Raw genomic sequence first — 15466 nt, forward strand, 5'->3', positions numbered from 1 at the left:
TCAATCTTTGCTTAGTTATCGTTCTAATACTGATGACAGTGAGTAAGCAGACTCACTGCCACATTGTGATTTCAATTTATGAGTGGCTAAGCGCTCTAACGGGCTTGTTTGTTCGTTGTTTCTCTTCCCATTCCGGCGCTATCCAAACTGGCACGTCTTGTTCTTGCAGTAATGGTTTACCTAAGATCAAATCGGAAGCACGCTCCGCTACCATAATGGTTGGGGCGTTGAGGTTGCCGTTTGGAATTGTCGGGAATACGGACGAGTCGACGACACGTAATCCGCTGATGCCTCGAACGCGACATTGCTCATCAAGCACTGCGAGTGGGTCGTCGTCTGAGCCCATTTTGCAGCCACAAGATGGGTGATAAGCACTTTCTACATTTTGTTTGACCCACTGATCAATCGCTTCATCTGAAGTGACATCCGCTCCGGGTTGAATCTCTTCACCGCGATAACTATCCATTGCTGGCTGAGAGAGGATTTCACGAGTTAAGCGAATGCAATCACGCCAGTCCTGTTTATCTTGCTCAGTCGAGATGTAGTTAAACTGAATGTGTGGTTTGACATGCGGGTCGTGAGAAGTGATCGCGACTGTGCCGCGGCTTTCGGGTTTATTCGGGCCGACATGAACTTGGAATCCATGACCATCAAAAGCCGCTTGACCATCGTATCGCATCGCTGCAGGTAGGAAGTGATATTGAATGTTTGGCCACTTGAGACCTTTGCGCGAACGAATGAATGCACATGATTCGAAATGGTTTGTGGCGCCAAGGCCCTTACGAGTCAAAATCCATTCAGCGCCGATCATCCCTTTGCTGATTAAACCTAATTTGCTGTTAAGAGTGATAGGCTCTTTACAGTGATACTGGAAGTACACTTCAAGGTGGTCTTGTAGGTTTTTGCCGACGCCTGGTAGGTCATGGTTGACTTCCACACCCGCGTTATCAAGAACCGAGCGAGGGCCAATCCCCGACAATTGCAGTAATTGCACAGAGCCAATTGAACCAGCTGAAGAGATCACTTCTTTATTTGCTAAAGCGTTTTGAATTTTGCCTGACTTTTCGAATTCGACGCCGATGGCTTTTTTGCCTTCTAGGAGCACTTTACGTGCAACGATGCCCTTCATTAACGTAAGGTTGCTACGTTTTAGAGCGCGGCGAAGATAGGCATTTGAAGTAGAAGCGCGAACGCCTTTCTCTACTGTCATGTGCATCGAGCCGAAGCCTTCTTGCTGATAGCCGTTGTAGTCTTCAGTTTCTGGATAACCCGCATCTTTACCTGCATCAATAAAGGCTTGGTAAAGCGGGTTCAATTCCATATCGTTGCCGGCACACGTTCCAAGTGGTCCTTCGCTTCCGCGATAGTCGTTTCCACCTTTTATCCAGTGCTCTGCACGTTTGAAATAAGGCAAACATGCTTGGTAATTCCAACCAGCCGCGCCGTTCTCTTCCCATTCATCAAAGTCGCAAGCATGGCCGCGTACGTAGACCATGCCATTAATGGATGAACTACCGCCTAAGACTTTGCCGCGAGGGCAGTGTAGCTGACGTCCATCAAGGCCATCTTCTTGTTGAGTTTCAAATTGCCAGGCGTACTTTTCAGTATTCATAGGGTAAGAAAGCGCGGTAGGCATTTGGATGAAAATACTTTTATCTGTACCGCCAGCTTCTAATAGTAATACGCTGTTTTCGCCACTTTCGGTTAGCCGATCCGCTAACACGCAGCCGGCCGAACCCGCGCCGACGATAATATAATCGTAGCGTTGCTCCATGTTTGTTATCTCCGTTGGGTTTAGGCGTATGGGCTGGCGTAGTCGCCTAGCTCAATCAAAATACTCTTGGTTTGCGTGTAATGCAGAAGGGTCTCTGGGCCATTTTCTCGGCCAATACCAGAAAGCTTATACCCGCCTACCGGCATTTCAGCAGGGGAATCTCCCCAAGTGTTTACCCAGCAGATACCTGCCTGCATTTGGTGAATCACTCGGTGAGCGCGTGACAAGTTTTGAGTGAAGACGCCAGCGGCAAGGCCGTATTTAGTATCGTTAGCACGGCGAATGACGTCATCTTCATCGGTGAATTTCATTACCGACATGACTGGACCAAAGATCTCTTGCTGAACGTGTGGCATTTCATCGTTGCAATCAACGAATACGGTTGGAACGACAAAGTTACCGTTAGCCAAACCTTTATCTGTGACTTGGTAGCCGCCCGTAAGCAGGGTTGCGCCCGATTGTTTAGCTTGTTCAATGGCATCTAACACTTTAGATAGGTGTTCTTTAGAAATCAGAGCGCCAATTTGTGTGTCCATATCCATTGGGTTACCAATCACAAGCTTTTCGGTACGTGTTTTAAGTTGCTCAATGAAATCGTCATAAATGTTTTCATGAACGTAGACACGTGTGCCATTGGTGCAAACTTCGCCTTGAGTGTAGAAGTTCGCCACCATCGAAGCAGAAACGGCGTCATCTAGCTTAGCGTCATCAAAAATGATCATTGGCGATTTACCACCCAGCTCCATAGTGACCGACTTGAGTGTTTTCGCACTATTAGCCATGACGGCTTTACCTGTACCGGTTTCGCCCGTAAATGACACTTTAGCGATATCTGGGTGGGCCGTAAGCATTTGACCAACGCGGTAGTCACCTTGGACTACGTTAAATACGCCGTCAGGTAGGCCAGCTTCGGTGAAGATCTCAGCAAGCTTTAGTGCGGTTAATGGTGTTTCTTCTGAAGGTTTGAACACCATAACATTCCCGGCTGCTAAAGCAGGGGCAGACTTCCACATTGCGATTTGAATTGGATAGTTCCAAGCGCCAATCCCCGCACAAATTCCTAGCGGCTCACGGCGAGTATAGAAAAATTGCGATTCACTGAGCGGTTGCTGCTCACCTTGAAGTGTTGGCGCTAGGCCAGCGAAGTATTCAATTACGTCTGCGCCTGATGCGACATCGACTTCAATCGCTTCCTGAAGTGGCTTACCAGTATCAACAACCTCAAGAGTTGCAAGGTCATTGTTTCGTGCTCTAAGTATTTCCACTGCTTTGAGCAGAATACGGCTGCGTTCAACCGCAGACATTGCAGACCAAACCACGAATCCACGCTTAGCCGATTCTATAGCTTTTTCAACGTCGGCAGCAGAAGCTTGGCCGAGAACCGCGATTGGTTCGCCGTTGGCCGGGTTAAAACTAGTAAAGGTTTCTCCAGAGCTAGCTGGAAGGCTGTTTCCGTCGATGTATAGCGAGTTCATTTCCATTTGATGTTCTGACTTATTTCTTGTTATGGCGGTCAAAAGACCTAAGTGAATGACGAATTTCAGCCTTGCTTGGCAAGGCATGAATAAAATGTAAGTTGTTTTTCTAGGTAATCATTAATGATGGCGCGGGCTTTGCTCGCATCGATGCCTTCTGGGTTGAGTGTCCCTCGCAGCCAGATCCCATCGATCAAAGAGGCGATGCCGTGTGCCACGAGTTCAGCTTGTTCCGCGTCCAGCAGTGCTTTTAATTCAATGCGGAGGTGGGAAAGTAGTCGTTTTTCATTGACACGTTGTAGGCGTTTTAGCTGCGCGTCGTGCATTGAATATGACCAAAATGCTAACCAAGTCTTTGCCACCTTATTTTCAGCTTGGTAGCCCTCAAAGTTACCGTTGATGATCGCGTTGATCCTTTGCTGGTGAGCGTCAGCAGGAAGCGATTTAAGTTGAGTGGTAATCGTTGATGAAAGCTGTCGAAGGATTTCACGCATGGTCTCTTCTAAAAGACCGTGCTTTCCTCCGAAGTAGTGATTAATGATACCTGTTGATACCCCTGCTTCTTTGCTGATCAACGCAATACTTGCAGCATGTAACCCCACACGATCAATCACGGACATGGTGGCTTGAACTAGCTGTGGTTTTCGTATGTCAGGCATCCCAACCTTGGGCATTTCTTGTTCCTTTTATTTTTTATTGAACGTTCAATTAATTATAAAATGACAGATAATTGATTAGAGTTCAAATTAATATTCTGGTGTTGTGGGGTTTTAGTTGGTGATTGTGTTGTTTTAATCTGTTCTAAAACAATGGTTTAACTATTGTTTAGGGAGCTAATGATTAATTTGAAAGATTTGAGGTGTGAAGTTTATGGGTCGAATGTTTTTGGGCTGTGACCTCAGATGGCTAGGGCAAGTTATCAATCAACCTGCCTAGACGATCGTGTGCTTGGTTAGACAGGTTGTGGGGTTACTGAATACTGTTGTAAACGACCGGAGTTTGGCCTTGCCACTTGTTCCAAGCGCTCGGCGTAGTGATAAGTTCAGACATGAATACTGCGACGTTGATTCGACTTGTCTTTTTTGCGGAGAAAATTGGATCGCTAATTGGTGAAGGGTGGATGTCATATTGGGTTGGAAAGGGCTCGTTGGTTAAACTATCGGGCCTGACCGCCGTCCATTGCACAAAATTTTGGTCCTTATCGAGTTTTGTTTGCAGAAATTGCACCGCCATCTCGTTGTCGATATGTGGTGGAAACAATGCTCTAATCAAACTGATGACAGCTTTGTGACTCAAGGAGACTCGTTCTCCTAGCTCTTTGTTTTGAAAGCCTGAGGTATTCATTAATATGAATTTGATAGGGTCTAACGGACGAGACTTAATGATCGCTCGGCACACTCTAATGGTGGCTTCAGTCACTAAGTGCTTAGGCTGCCCAAAGATCCCTTTCCAAGTCAGATTATGCCCCAAGCACGACACGACAGACTCACAACCTTCAATGCAATCAAGTAGCTGTTTTTCCGTCATTTCCAATACACTCGCGCACACTATAGCAACCTTGCTGTTGGTCACTATTTCGTGAGGAAGTGCGTCTAACGAGCGCACAATAATTCTCACCGATTGCCCTTTTTTCAATAGTTGCTGAACAACTAATTGACCTGTCGCGCCTGAAGCGCCTAACACAAGTGAAGTCATAATCTTTTCCTTTAGAGACTGTTCACTCACGACTATATCTATGTATATTTGTTAAGGTAATTGGATAAAACTGTATAAGGGTATACAAATTCGTATGGAATGGACTTCACTATGTTTCGATTGGAATCGCACGCGCGCCTTTTTGGTGACAGCAGAAGAGGGCTCATTATCTGCAGCTGCGAAAGCGCTGAATATGAGTCAACCGACGCTGAGCCGGCAAGTGTCAGCATTAGAGCAAGAGATTGGCGTAGTGCTTTTTGACCGTATTGGACATAAATTGGAGCTGACTCAAAGTGGTATCGAACTGCTCGACATCGCTCGACGATTAGGGGAAGCCGCTCAAGACTTTTCGCTGGCCGCCAGTGGTCAGTGCCAACGGCTAGAAGGCAACGTCGTGATTTCGGTATGTGAACTCGACGCTGTCTATCGATTACCGCCTATTCTGGCCAAATTGAGAGCGCAAGAGCCCGGCATTTCAATCGAAGTCGTTGTGACCAATAAAGTGAGTGATTTGAAACGACGCGAAGCGGATATCGCCATTCGGAATTTTTACCCAAGCCAACCAAATGTTATTGCACGAAAAGTAGGAGAAGAGTCGGTTTGGTTATACGGCAGCGCTGATTACCTTAAACAGTATTCTCAGGTGACATCACTTCAGGATATGACCGACATTCAGATCATCGGGTTTGGTTCTAACGCTCAAGTGATTGAACAGCTCAACCAGCAAGGTTGGACGCTGACCAATGATAACTTTAAGCTCAATACTGAGTTTCAAATGATGCAACTTAGCTTATGCAAACAACACCTTGGTTTGATCTATTTAATTGAAGAGGCAGGGCAAGCAGAACAGCTGTCTAAAGCGTTTGCTTCTATGATGGAGCCGATTCGCTTTCCTGTATGGATGGTATGTCATGAGGAACTCAGGACGAATCGTCGTATTAAAAGGGTGTTTGACTTTATAGCGAATGAACTTCAAACGTCATTAAGTTAGCGGGCGCAGTTTGGCGGTCAATTACAGCATTTCCCTTGTTGTTGAATCGGTGGGCATGGAACGCTCCCGTAAGAACAGAACACACAGCAATCGCCTTGCAGTGGTTTCAACAATTGGCCACATCCTTTGCATTCGTAAAAGTATAAGCATGAGTTTGTTGGCATGATTTCTATACTTTTATGGTGACACTTAGGGCAGTCTAGTTCGGATTTCAGTTCAATGTTCACGTCAACACCTCGCTTCAATGTATTCTTAGATCTTAGTCTATTCTCAGTTGTGACCCTAGATTTTACCGCCGATATAGATTTCGCTAGCGCTCAAATTTACCGTGTTCCAGAAAGTGTTTGGTTTGCTTTATGACCCGCGGGTTATTCATCATCAGAGGGTGAGTGACGGGCAGCGTGATGTGATCTTTCATGCCTTCCAATTTGGTGTTGGTGACGGTGACTTTTCCATCATTGTCCCCCGGTAACATGGTGGACAAAATGAAGTTAATGCTCCGATTACCCGCTATCACACCTACGTCAAACTTAGCGCTACCCAGTTTGTTTGGAGTGCTTGTAGCCTCGGTTCCTAATTGCATTCCTGCCGGGCCATTAATGAGCTTGAACCCTGGCATGTTTTTCAGGTTATCGACGACTTGGCTCCCCTGATTCGGAGGCCCTAGCATTACCACTCGCCCTAAGTTAGTGATGGAGTGAGTGTGGAGGTATTGCCTGACCAAGATGCCACCCATGGAATGAGTGACAAAGTGTATCTTGGTTGAACCTGAGCTCATCGCAAGCGCTTCATTGATGGCATTTTCCGCTAGTGTCTCAATCTTAAACTTAGTGGACGGGTACGAATAATTTATCGTTTGGTAACCGCTCTGTTTGAGTGAAGCCTCCATTGAAACAAACGATTTAGACGTTCTCGCCAAGCCATGGAGGAGTATCACGCACTCACTGGTTCTTGTTTCATCAGGTAATGACTTACTCACCATTTGCCTCCATTGAGGTAGCGGATTGTTTTTCTCGTTGCTGTTTTTCAGCTTGGATTCGGGCTTGGTTCGGTGAGTATTTTTGTGTGACTTTCTGGCGACACGATTGATAGTGAGTTTGAGATTTCTTCCAGCACTGGTTGTCAGAAACTTGTAAGCAACTTTCTAGTGTTGCGACCGCTATTTTATCGCAAGCAGCGAATTCATTAAAAGTGGGGGAAGCATTGGCTGAGGTCGCCCAAAGGGTTGCCATGCTAATAGAAAGGAGTCGCTTCATGGTTCAGCACATACTCGAATGATGGAGGTTAATTCATTTTGCCTTAACGATGCCAGCAAGTTCAAATGGCGTTGCCTGTTATTGGGAGTGTTTCATGAGTTACCGTGGCTAAATCAGCCAGAGTAAAGTTTAGCTTGCAGTTTGAATTGTCGTGTCGGAAACGGAACTAATTTCGCTTATCGGCGCTGAACTTGCTAAGATGCCGCTTTTTTCAAGTCTAAGAAAATTATGTCTAAGTTTTTCTATCGCGGAACCCCCGATATTATGGGGAATTACGGTAAAAGTGGTTACAACCCTAAGCCGACTGTAAAATTGGGAACGGAAAGTGCACCGCTTACGTTAATCGTTGCCAATGAAGAGAGAAAAAGTGAAGTTCAAGCGCTTGTTGAACAACACAACTATTTCGCGAATATCGAAGTGAATGCGGATGTTGAAGAAAATATTTCTGAGCTGGAAGTATTACTCAACAAACCTAAAACGCAACGCTTTGAAAAAACGCCTGAGCGCAATGAACCTTGCTCATGCGGAAGTGAAAAGAAATACAAAAAATGCTGTGGCAAGAACTAACGACAAGCATCGAAAACCGATGAGCTTGTTTAGAAAAACTTTCTACGCAATTAAAGCTAGCGCTAATAACGCTAGCTTTTTTATTTCCCCGTGATTTATTTTTACAAAGTCGCTAGGCGCGTTATTCATCAAGTTTTCAATACGTAAATCTAGACTTATAGAGTGAATACTGGTCAACTCATTCACGAATTCAATGTAGGGAAGAAAGTATGTATTTTTGGAAGATTGAAAAACTTAAACAAGACCTGAGAAACGATGTGGTCTCCGAACAATCGCTCCTCCAATACCTTATTGCCCACACGATAATTATCGGCTTGGCGATGCTCCCTTATTATGACGTGTATGAACTAGATATGCTTTCAGCAGGGATTAGCATACCGATTTCTGTCTTTGGTATTCTGGCTGCCTATCACATGAGTGATAAGCACAACTTCCTGGCTAAATTCATTTCAATCTCATGGGTCGTCGGCATTCGATTATTGCCACTTACCTTCCTGCTTATCTTTCTCTCAATTAATCCTGATTCTCTAGAAACGACGGAATTGGAAGTGGCTGTCATGGCGATTGTCGAAATGATTATTTACTGGCGAATTGCGCATCATATAAAGGATACCGCTAGCGCGAATCTGTCTGCATGATTTATAAAAAAATCACAGCGCTTTTCTAGTCTGTTGTTGAATAAAGAACTTGTTTTGATGTCTTACTAAAAAATCTTTATATTCAATTAATTAGTTAATGGGATGAAGGAAATTATGGATATCAACATTCGCAAGTTAGAACAAACCGATATGGTAGCGGTCAGCGCAATCTATCAGTGTCGCAAAGTAGCAGAAAACACCTCGCAACTACCTTATTTAAGTTCGTCCGATATTAACCAAATTTTCTCCCAGCCGGATTTCTACAACTTGGTTGCTGAGCTTGATGGCCAAGTTGTCGGCCAGGTAACTGTATTTTTGACCAATAAGCCGAGAGCAAAGCACTCAGCAGGGTTTGGGATCGCGGTCCATCCTGATTTCCATGGTCAAGGTGTCGGCAAGGCACTTATTCAAGCAACCATCGAACAGTGTGACAATTGGCTGAATATTGTCAGATTGGAGCTAGAAGTGCATGCGGACAATCATGCCGCTATTTCTGCCTACCAGAAAGCAGGGTTCGAGCTTGAAGGTGAAAAGCGGATGGCTGTTTTTAAAAATGGTCGATATGAAAGTTTATTAGTGATGGCTCGCATTAATCCTAACCATTAGTAGTCAATCTACACTTAACACGTTGTTATTTAATAAATTTAACAGCTTGAGGGGTGAAGATGGGTCAATCAATTTCAGATTTTTCAGTACGTATTCCAATTAACCGAGATTTCATCGAATTGCAGATTCAGGTGAAGGAAAAACTTTACGACTTTAATCATTCCCGACCGTCTGATCATGATACGAGACAAGCTATTTTGTCAGAGTTATTAGGGCACCACGGTGGCGTAAACATATTGCCGCCTTTTGATTGTGATTTAGGAAGTAATATCTATTTCAAGGAAGGTGGCTTCGTAAACACAGGGGTAAAGATTTTGGATCTCGCTCCCGTCCATATTGGGGAATACGTTCAGTTTGGGCCGAACGTTGTGATTAGTACTGCTGGTCATCCATTAGATTTGGCACAGCGAGTTCGTCCAGTCGCAACGGGAAATCCGATACATATAGGCGATAGTGTGTGGATAGGTGCGGGGGCGATCGTTATGGGAGGTGTGACCATTGGCGATCGAAGTGTCATTGGTGCGGGCAGTATCGTGACCAAAGATATTCCGCCAGACAGCGTTGCAGTAGGAAACCCATGTAGGGTGATCAAATCCATTGAGCAGAGCTCAATGCCGTCAAATGAAGAACTTGCGGAGATGTGGGATCTCTCATGATTTTTTCGACCACCGACTAATTGGTTGATATCGATACATTTGAATAGCAACAATTTAAGCGCGAGCCTGAGGTTCGCGCTTTTTGGTTTAAAAATGGCAACTCTTTCGATCTTCGACAAGACTTATATCCAGAGCAATGTCTATCCAACATAAAAACAAGAACGAAATTATTGATATACAACTAAACGTGAACCATTGCGTAGCCATAGCATATTGAGTTTCGTTCGACTGACACTGGAATCAAAAGGACGATCACATGAGCAACCCCATTATTGCCAGCAACAAACCGATCAAAGTTGAATTGAAGAAAGGAGAGGAGTACTACTTTTGCGCGTGCGGAAAATCCCAACGGCAACCCTTTTGTGACGGTTCTCATGCAGGAACGACATTCAAACCGAAGAGTTTCGTCGCGGAAGAAAGTGGTGACGCTTACTTATGCCAATGTAAACATACAGCGAATGTACCTTTCTGCGATGGTTCCCATAAACAGTTCTCTGGTGAGCAAGTCGGGAAAGAGGGGCCTGGTGTCCAAATTCAAGCAACCAATATTCCGGTGGCAGCTCCCACGAAAGAAGAACCCACGGTAGCGTTTATCCATCAGCTCGCAAAAGAAGGGTTGTCTAAACTTGGCCATCACGGGCCGATGACCTCTATGGGTGTTCCTCGGCACTTACTGCCACACTGGGATGATTTACAAGTAATGGTCGCTCAAATGGCGACCAAGCCTTTGCTAGAGGACGTTAAGGTTGCTACCGAGTTAATTATTGGCCCTCAAGCTCGCAAGCCACTGAAGCTTGATATTCCACTATTTGTGTCTGACATGAGCTTTGGCGCTTTGTCTGAAGAGGCGAAAGTGGCTCTGGCTACTGGCGCGGAACTGGCGGGAACGGGGATCTGTTCCGGAGAAGGCGGAATGTTACCTGAAGAGCAAGAAGCCAATTCACATTATTTTTATGAATTGGCGAGTGCAGAATTTGGTTACGATGAGTCGTTGCTAAAAAAAGTACAAGCTTTCCACTTTAAAGGCGGACAAGGCGCAAAAACGGGAACTGGCGGGCATCTACCAGGCAGCAAGAACATTGGAAAAATCTCTCAGGTGCGCGGAATCGCGGAAGGGGAGCCAGCAATCTCGCCTCCTACTTTTAAACACCTAGTGACCGCTGAAGATTTCAAAAAGTTTGCAGATCGGGTGAGAGATGTCACAGGTGGTATCCCGATTGGGTTCAAACTCAGCGCGAATCACATTGAAGAAGATATTCAATTTGCGCTAGATGCGAGTGCGGATTACATCATTTTAGATGGACGTGGAGGCGGAACAGGCGCTGCCCCTGAAATGTTTAGAGATCATATTAGTGTCCCGACCATTCCAGCGTTAGCGCGCGCGAGACGATACTTAGACGAACAAGGCGCGAGCGGGCGAGTGACCTTGATCATTACCGGAGGCCTAAGAGTGCCAATGGATTTTGTTAAGGCAATGGCGCTGGGAGCCGATGGCGTGGCTATTTCAAACAGTGCGATGCAGTCGATTGGTTGCGTTGCAGCGAGAATGTGCAACACCAATAACTGCCCAGCGGGGATAGCCACTCAAAAAGCGGATTTGAGGCAGAGACTCAATGTTGAAAAGTCGTCGCAGCAGCTAAAGAACTTTTTCGAAGCATCAACCGAACTGATGCAAGTGATGGCAAGAGCGTGTGGACACCATAGTCTGGATGAGTTTAACCGAAATGATTTAGCGACCTGGCATCGTGACATGGCGTTACTTTCTGGGGTGAAATATTCTGGCTACGAAGAGCCAAGTTAATTAAGTTAACTTGATGGCGTGGCTTTTACTTGTCTTTCGATAGCGGATGTCGAAAGACAAGGGCGACGAACCTTGGCGCTAGCAATCCAATAAAAGTAATGACTGGTATTACGTAACACAGTCGTTGGCGGTCGCATTCTCGGTGTTGTTACATGCCATTTTTTTATTCCAACATCTTTAGACGTAGGTGCTTTATCCTCGTTATTGACACTTCATACCCTCTTAACCGCATTTCGTCGCACAGAAACCTCAAGCTCATCAACGACAGTTATTATTCTCCGTGTTAGGTACTTTCGTTAAAAGAAGAGGGCAGCAAAATGGATCACACAGTGCACACAACTAATCAGCAAGAACAAGTCATAGCTCAAGTTAAAAAGATAAAAGAATTTTACGCTCACTTAGCCAAATACTTATCGGTTATATGCCTATTGTTTGTCATTAACTTTGTAACGGGCACAGAGGAACTATGGGCAATTTATCCGGCGTTAGGGTGGGGGATATTTCTGGTTTCACACGCGCTCAAGGCATTTGAAGTATTTAACTTTTTAGGGGATGACTGGGAGAAAAAAGAAGTGGAAAAGCGTTTAACTAAGCTAAACAAATGAACCGTCATCAACTACCACATATATAAAATGGTGGCATCATCATTGATTCCACCAATTTTCAGAATGAGTGGCGAGTGTTCCGCCTTCAAAGCTTGTCACAGTCCTTTTTATCTTTGAACAAGTTTGTAAATGCTGTGGCTTCTGTGCGCTCCAAGTCCTGATAAGCTTCAAACATGTCTCCATTTTTATACCCAAGGAAACAAAGAGTTCCTTGAATAACGGCGGTGAAAAAGGCAATGACTAAAACCATAAACGGAATCACACCAAATAAGTCTAGAGCCAAAAAAATCGAAGATATCGCCATAGCGGCGACGGAAACAACCACTTTGAATTTGCTTTTAAGAGCCATAACCACTCCTAATGAATGACTATCGCACATAATATAGACACTTAGTTGCACATGATGTTGGGAAGATCACACTAGGCACACAACGCAAAATTAAATAGTGAGCAACGCCACCACCTGATCTAACCTTCCCACCGACACTCTAAGTCTGGAAGCCCCTCTTCATTTTCACTGTTTCCAGGCAGAACAACAAAACCATGTGCTCGATAGAACCTTTGAGCTTTTTCATTTACTTCAAACGTCCGTAAAGTAAGTGAACCATTAGATTGTGCTTTAGCTTGGCTCAGTAAGTACGAGCCGATACCTTTACCTTGGAATTCAGGTGAAACGTAGAGTTGGTTTATTTCTGTTTCTGAGTAGGCCATAAAGGCGACCGGGAGAGAGCTATCGATACGGACAATAACTGACACTTGATAACGACTCGGTAGGATATGTTCGAGAAAGTAAGCCTGTGACTCAAAGGGATGAACTGGCTGTATGCCTAAAGCGTCCATCATTGATTCACGCCAAAGTGATGTGACTTCGTTGATATGCTCTGAAGCTAATAGCTCCATTTTGTAGATGCTTAAGTCCATTTTTTCCCCTACAACGCGAGTTTAAACCCTTCGTGTGTTGCTTTGAATCCAAGTTTTTCATAGAACCTGATTGCATCAGGGCGCTGCTTGTCACTGGTTAACTGAACGATTGTACAGCCTTTGCATTTTGCCAGTTCGATAGCATGTGTGAACATTTGCTCACCGAAGCCTTGTCCTCGATAGTCACTATGGATTCGAACACCTTCGATAAGACAACGCCAACTACCAATATGTGTCAGGTAAGGAATAAAGGTAATTTGAAGCATCCCGACTAGAGAGCTTTCCTGCTCAATAACCAGTAATTTGTTGTTTGGGTCTCGTGCAATCGCTTCGAACGCTTCAAGATACGCACTATTCAACGGAACAGATGCATCTTCTCTTTTACTACCAAGTGGGTCATTTGAAAGCAAAGCAACAAGGCTTTCCAAATCTTCAAATTCCGCGGAACGATACTTTAATTCCATTTATAGGTCCTTATTCTTTATGACCGTTAACGCCCAATAAAGGGACGACAACGCTACAACACCCAATCAACCCATTTGACTACTGGGGACAAATCGCCACTCACATTTTCGATCTTGTCAATTTCTACGCTAAACCGCCGTGATATGTAGCGGTAAAAAAATCTCACGTTAAGTTAAGTTGCCGGTCAAATTAAACGCTTTGTTATAACTTTAAATACGTGTAAATTGTTGTATTAAAGTTTTTAAACCCTGTTAACTTAAATTCCAGTACCCATGATGATTCAAGAGTCATGGGTAACTTCCCATTTATTGATTGACCAAACTTAATTTCAATTATATCAACAGGGGTATGGGCACCAAAGAAGTAAACTGAACCATCAATATACCCGTCATCTGGGTTTATAGGGAACGTGAATGTTCTACCTGTAAGTTCATTAAACTCTTTAGGTAAATGAATACCGCCTAGGCAAATTACAGTTTCTATTTTCTCAGAATAGCCGTCTAAACTGAGCTCAAATGGCTCTATTCCAATCTCAATTGAAACGTCGCCATCGACACCAGAAATCGTTGCACATGAAAATTTTAGCTTTTCTATCGGGAAAGTTTGCACTCTTCCACCTGAGTTATAACGCTCTATTAGCAATTTAACTGAACGAAGCCCCAAAACCATCAAAGGTACATTGAAACTCCCAACCTTTTGTAACCATAAAGTCTAACCATTGAGCAAGCATGTCTTTGGTTACCATTGTCGGGTGAGAATATCCTTCAACAAACCATGAGCGGTTAATAATTCCCTCACTTCTGATCAGTGATTCATAGTTTCCAAGAGCATCGTTTAGTTGAATTGCTGATGCTTTATTTGGACATAAGTAGCTAAATTCTAGAACTAACTCTGTTTCTTTGGTGACTCCATTACTTATTAATGAAGCCCAAGTCTCATTAAGCATCTTCAGCTGACTTTCTAAATTCAATTGATAACCACTCAACTCCAATTCCTCCCTGATTGCTAACGCCTCGTTAAGCTGCGAAACAATAGTTGGCTACAATTCGTGAGGTACGAACAAAAGCCAACTGTTTTTTGTCCGTTTAAAAGACTTGTTATACGTTTCTACGGTGTACTATTTTATTACATGCACTTACGACTTCCGTTCTGTAATGTTCAATGATTTCAGCTAACTCTTTATCTGATTTGGCAAGAAACTCAGAAGAGCAGTTTGCTCTTACGCATTTCAATGGCAAATGATCCGTATCGGATTCAATGACTCCAAATACATGAAACTCGGTGTTCCAGCATTGCTCATATTTGTCATTGCCGATACGCCAAAGTCCGATAATGTTATCTAGATAATCTTCGTCGCTCTCAAGTAGCTTGATCGCAAGTTGTATTGCATCATTCCCCATTGTAACTAGCACACCCCCTGTGTAAATAACGCCACATTAAGTAGTGAGCAACGCAACCAACTACCTAAAGCGTTGTGCCGTAGACACTAAAGCCGATTCAAACCAAAAGTGCCAAGCATTGTGAATCTGATTAAATTTGTTGTTATAGCTCAAGCGTAAACGTATTGCTCGACTCTCTTACCGCGGTCATCGACTGTAATAGCTTTAACATATATCTGGTGATTTTTAGCCATGTAGACTTGAAGATAAAACTCTTTAAGGCGATCTACAGAAACATTGTGACTGGCTGCATGTTTTGGAAGCCATTTTCGGTAGTAATCTATTGATTTTCTAATTCTCGGAGTAAGTCTAAACAACTCCTCAGTACGAGTTGGAACCCAAGAAATCTGAACTGGCTTACCTTTGTTCAGGCGAGCTAAAGTATATAAATCTTCAAATATAAATGCGTCATCAACATAGTTGCACCCACCAACAAATGAGTGTGTGAAGTTGTGAGCCATTGATTTAATTAACTTATACTTCATGTTGCCCCTGAGCTATAACGCTTAAGTATTTATCCGTTGTCGTAGCACAATGGATAAATACCTGTTGGACTTGGCCGCTTCTATCTATGGAA

The 15466-nt window shown here is 44.1% G+C and carries 21 protein-coding genes; 7 read left to right on the top strand and 14 right to left on the bottom strand.

Features of this window, described 5'->3' with window-relative positions; translation table 11 throughout:
• Positions 1–76: 76 nt before the first annotated feature.
• The 4 genes from betA to ACHUFI_RS20850 form a co-directional block, all read right to left on the bottom strand.
• Positions 77–1774: a choline dehydrogenase gene (gene betA / locus ACHUFI_RS20835; protein ID WP_394252670.1), complete on the bottom strand. Its 1698-nt coding sequence runs from the start codon at positions 1772–1774 to the stop codon at positions 77–79.
• 20 nt (positions 1775–1794) lie between these two features.
• Complete coding sequence (gene betB, locus ACHUFI_RS20840) at positions 1795–3255, bottom strand: betaine-aldehyde dehydrogenase (RefSeq protein ID WP_394252672.1); 1461 nt, start codon at positions 3253–3255, stop codon at positions 1795–1797.
• 59 nt (positions 3256–3314) lie between these two features.
• Positions 3315–3923 carry a transcriptional regulator BetI gene (betI, locus tag ACHUFI_RS20845; RefSeq protein ID WP_394252674.1) on the bottom strand — a complete coding sequence of 203 codons (609 nt, stop codon included), beginning with the start codon at positions 3921–3923 and terminating at the stop codon, positions 3315–3317.
• Positions 3924–4218: 295 nt separating this feature from the next.
• Positions 4219–4944 (bottom strand): NAD(P)H-binding protein, encoded by a 726-nt coding sequence (locus ACHUFI_RS20850; protein WP_394252676.1) that lies wholly within the window; start codon positions 4942–4944, stop codon positions 4219–4221.
• Between the two features lie 94 nt (positions 4945–5038).
• On the opposite strand from ACHUFI_RS20850, the gene ACHUFI_RS20855 reads away from it, so the two are divergent.
• Positions 5039–5935, top strand: coding sequence for a LysR family transcriptional regulator (locus ACHUFI_RS20855; protein ID WP_394252678.1), 897 nt, complete (start codon positions 5039–5041; stop codon positions 5933–5935).
• A gap of 17 nt (positions 5936–5952) precedes the next feature.
• On the opposite strand, the gene ACHUFI_RS20860 is transcribed toward ACHUFI_RS20855, so the two are convergent.
• The 3 genes from ACHUFI_RS20860 to ACHUFI_RS20870 all read right to left on the bottom strand — a co-directional run bounded on the left by ACHUFI_RS20860 (position 5953) and on the right by ACHUFI_RS20870 (position 7191).
• Positions 5953–6156, bottom strand: a complete 204-nt coding sequence (locus ACHUFI_RS20860; RefSeq protein ID WP_463596589.1) for a GDCCVxC domain-containing (seleno)protein — start codon at positions 6154–6156, stop codon at positions 5953–5955.
• A gap of 89 nt (positions 6157–6245) precedes the next feature.
• Complete coding sequence (locus ACHUFI_RS20865; RefSeq protein ID WP_394252682.1) at positions 6246–6917, bottom strand: esterase/lipase family protein; 672 nt, start codon at positions 6915–6917, stop codon at positions 6246–6248.
• On the bottom strand, positions 6907–7191 hold the full coding sequence (locus tag ACHUFI_RS20870; RefSeq protein ID WP_394252684.1) for a hypothetical protein: 285 nt from the start codon (positions 7189–7191) through the stop codon (positions 6907–6909). The genes ACHUFI_RS20865 and ACHUFI_RS20870 overlap by 11 nt, the downstream gene beginning before the upstream one ends.
• A 228-nt stretch (positions 7192–7419) precedes the next feature.
• Here ACHUFI_RS20870 and ACHUFI_RS20875 point away from each other — a divergent pair, with 228 nt between their 5' ends.
• The 6 genes from ACHUFI_RS20875 (at position 7420) to ACHUFI_RS20900 (ending at position 12064) form a co-directional block, all read left to right on the top strand.
• Positions 7420–7758, top strand: coding sequence for a PBPRA1643 family SWIM/SEC-C metal-binding motif protein (locus tag ACHUFI_RS20875; protein ID WP_394252686.1), 339 nt, complete (start codon positions 7420–7422; stop codon positions 7756–7758).
• Positions 7759–7967: 209 nt separating this feature from the next.
• Positions 7968–8396, top strand: a complete 429-nt coding sequence (locus ACHUFI_RS20880) for a hypothetical protein (RefSeq protein ID WP_394252688.1) — start codon at positions 7968–7970, stop codon at positions 8394–8396.
• A 114-nt stretch (positions 8397–8510) separates the two neighbouring features.
• Positions 8511–9002, top strand: a complete 492-nt coding sequence (locus tag ACHUFI_RS20885) for a GNAT family N-acetyltransferase (protein ID WP_394252690.1) — start codon at positions 8511–8513, stop codon at positions 9000–9002.
• A gap of 59 nt (positions 9003–9061) precedes the next feature.
• Positions 9062–9658 carry a sugar O-acetyltransferase gene (locus tag ACHUFI_RS20890; RefSeq protein WP_394252692.1) on the top strand — a complete coding sequence of 199 codons (597 nt, stop codon included), beginning with the start codon at positions 9062–9064 and terminating at the stop codon, positions 9656–9658.
• A gap of 256 nt (positions 9659–9914) precedes the next feature.
• Positions 9915–11459, top strand: a complete 1545-nt coding sequence (locus ACHUFI_RS20895; protein WP_394252694.1) for a glutamate synthase-related protein — start codon at positions 9915–9917, stop codon at positions 11457–11459.
• A gap of 317 nt (positions 11460–11776) precedes the next feature.
• Positions 11777–12064: a 2TM domain-containing protein gene (locus tag ACHUFI_RS20900; RefSeq protein ID WP_394252696.1), complete on the top strand. Its 288-nt coding sequence runs from the start codon at positions 11777–11779 to the stop codon at positions 12062–12064.
• A gap of 85 nt (positions 12065–12149) precedes the next feature.
• Here ACHUFI_RS20900 and ACHUFI_RS20905 read toward each other — a convergent pair whose 3' ends face one another.
• The 7 genes from ACHUFI_RS20905 to ACHUFI_RS20935 all read right to left on the bottom strand — a co-directional run bounded on the left by ACHUFI_RS20905 (position 12150) and on the right by ACHUFI_RS20935 (position 15374).
• Positions 12150–12413 carry a hypothetical protein gene (locus tag ACHUFI_RS20905; protein ID WP_394252698.1) on the bottom strand — a complete coding sequence of 88 codons (264 nt, stop codon included), beginning with the start codon at positions 12411–12413 and terminating at the stop codon, positions 12150–12152.
• 119 nt (positions 12414–12532) lie between these two features.
• Positions 12533–12985 carry a GNAT family N-acetyltransferase gene (locus tag ACHUFI_RS20910; protein ID WP_394252700.1) on the bottom strand — a complete coding sequence of 151 codons (453 nt, stop codon included), beginning with the start codon at positions 12983–12985 and terminating at the stop codon, positions 12533–12535.
• Positions 12986–12993: 8 nt separating this feature from the next.
• The gene (locus ACHUFI_RS20915) at positions 12994–13449 is read right to left on the bottom strand and encodes a GNAT family N-acetyltransferase (protein ID WP_394252702.1); all 456 of its coding nucleotides are present in this window, start codon (positions 13447–13449) and stop codon (positions 12994–12996) included.
• Positions 13450–13651: 202 nt separating this feature from the next.
• Positions 13652–14059, bottom strand: a complete 408-nt coding sequence (locus tag ACHUFI_RS20920; RefSeq protein WP_394252704.1) for a hypothetical protein — start codon at positions 14057–14059, stop codon at positions 13652–13654.
• Between the two features lie 34 nt (positions 14060–14093).
• Entirely contained in the window at positions 14094–14435 is a 342-nt protein-coding gene (locus ACHUFI_RS20925; protein ID WP_394252706.1) for a hypothetical protein, read from the bottom strand.
• Positions 14436–14547: 112 nt separating this feature from the next.
• The gene (locus ACHUFI_RS20930) at positions 14548–14850 is read right to left on the bottom strand and encodes a hypothetical protein (protein WP_394252708.1); all 303 of its coding nucleotides are present in this window, start codon (positions 14848–14850) and stop codon (positions 14548–14550) included.
• Between the two features lie 149 nt (positions 14851–14999).
• Positions 15000–15374, bottom strand: coding sequence for a hypothetical protein (locus tag ACHUFI_RS20935; protein ID WP_394252709.1), 375 nt, complete (start codon positions 15372–15374; stop codon positions 15000–15002).
• Between the last annotated feature and the right edge of the window lie 92 nt (positions 15375–15466).

The sequence above is a fragment of the Vibrio profundi genome, assembly GCF_043642225.1.
GTDB classification, from domain to species: Bacteria; Pseudomonadota; Gammaproteobacteria; order Enterobacterales; family Vibrionaceae; genus Vibrio; species Vibrio profundi_A.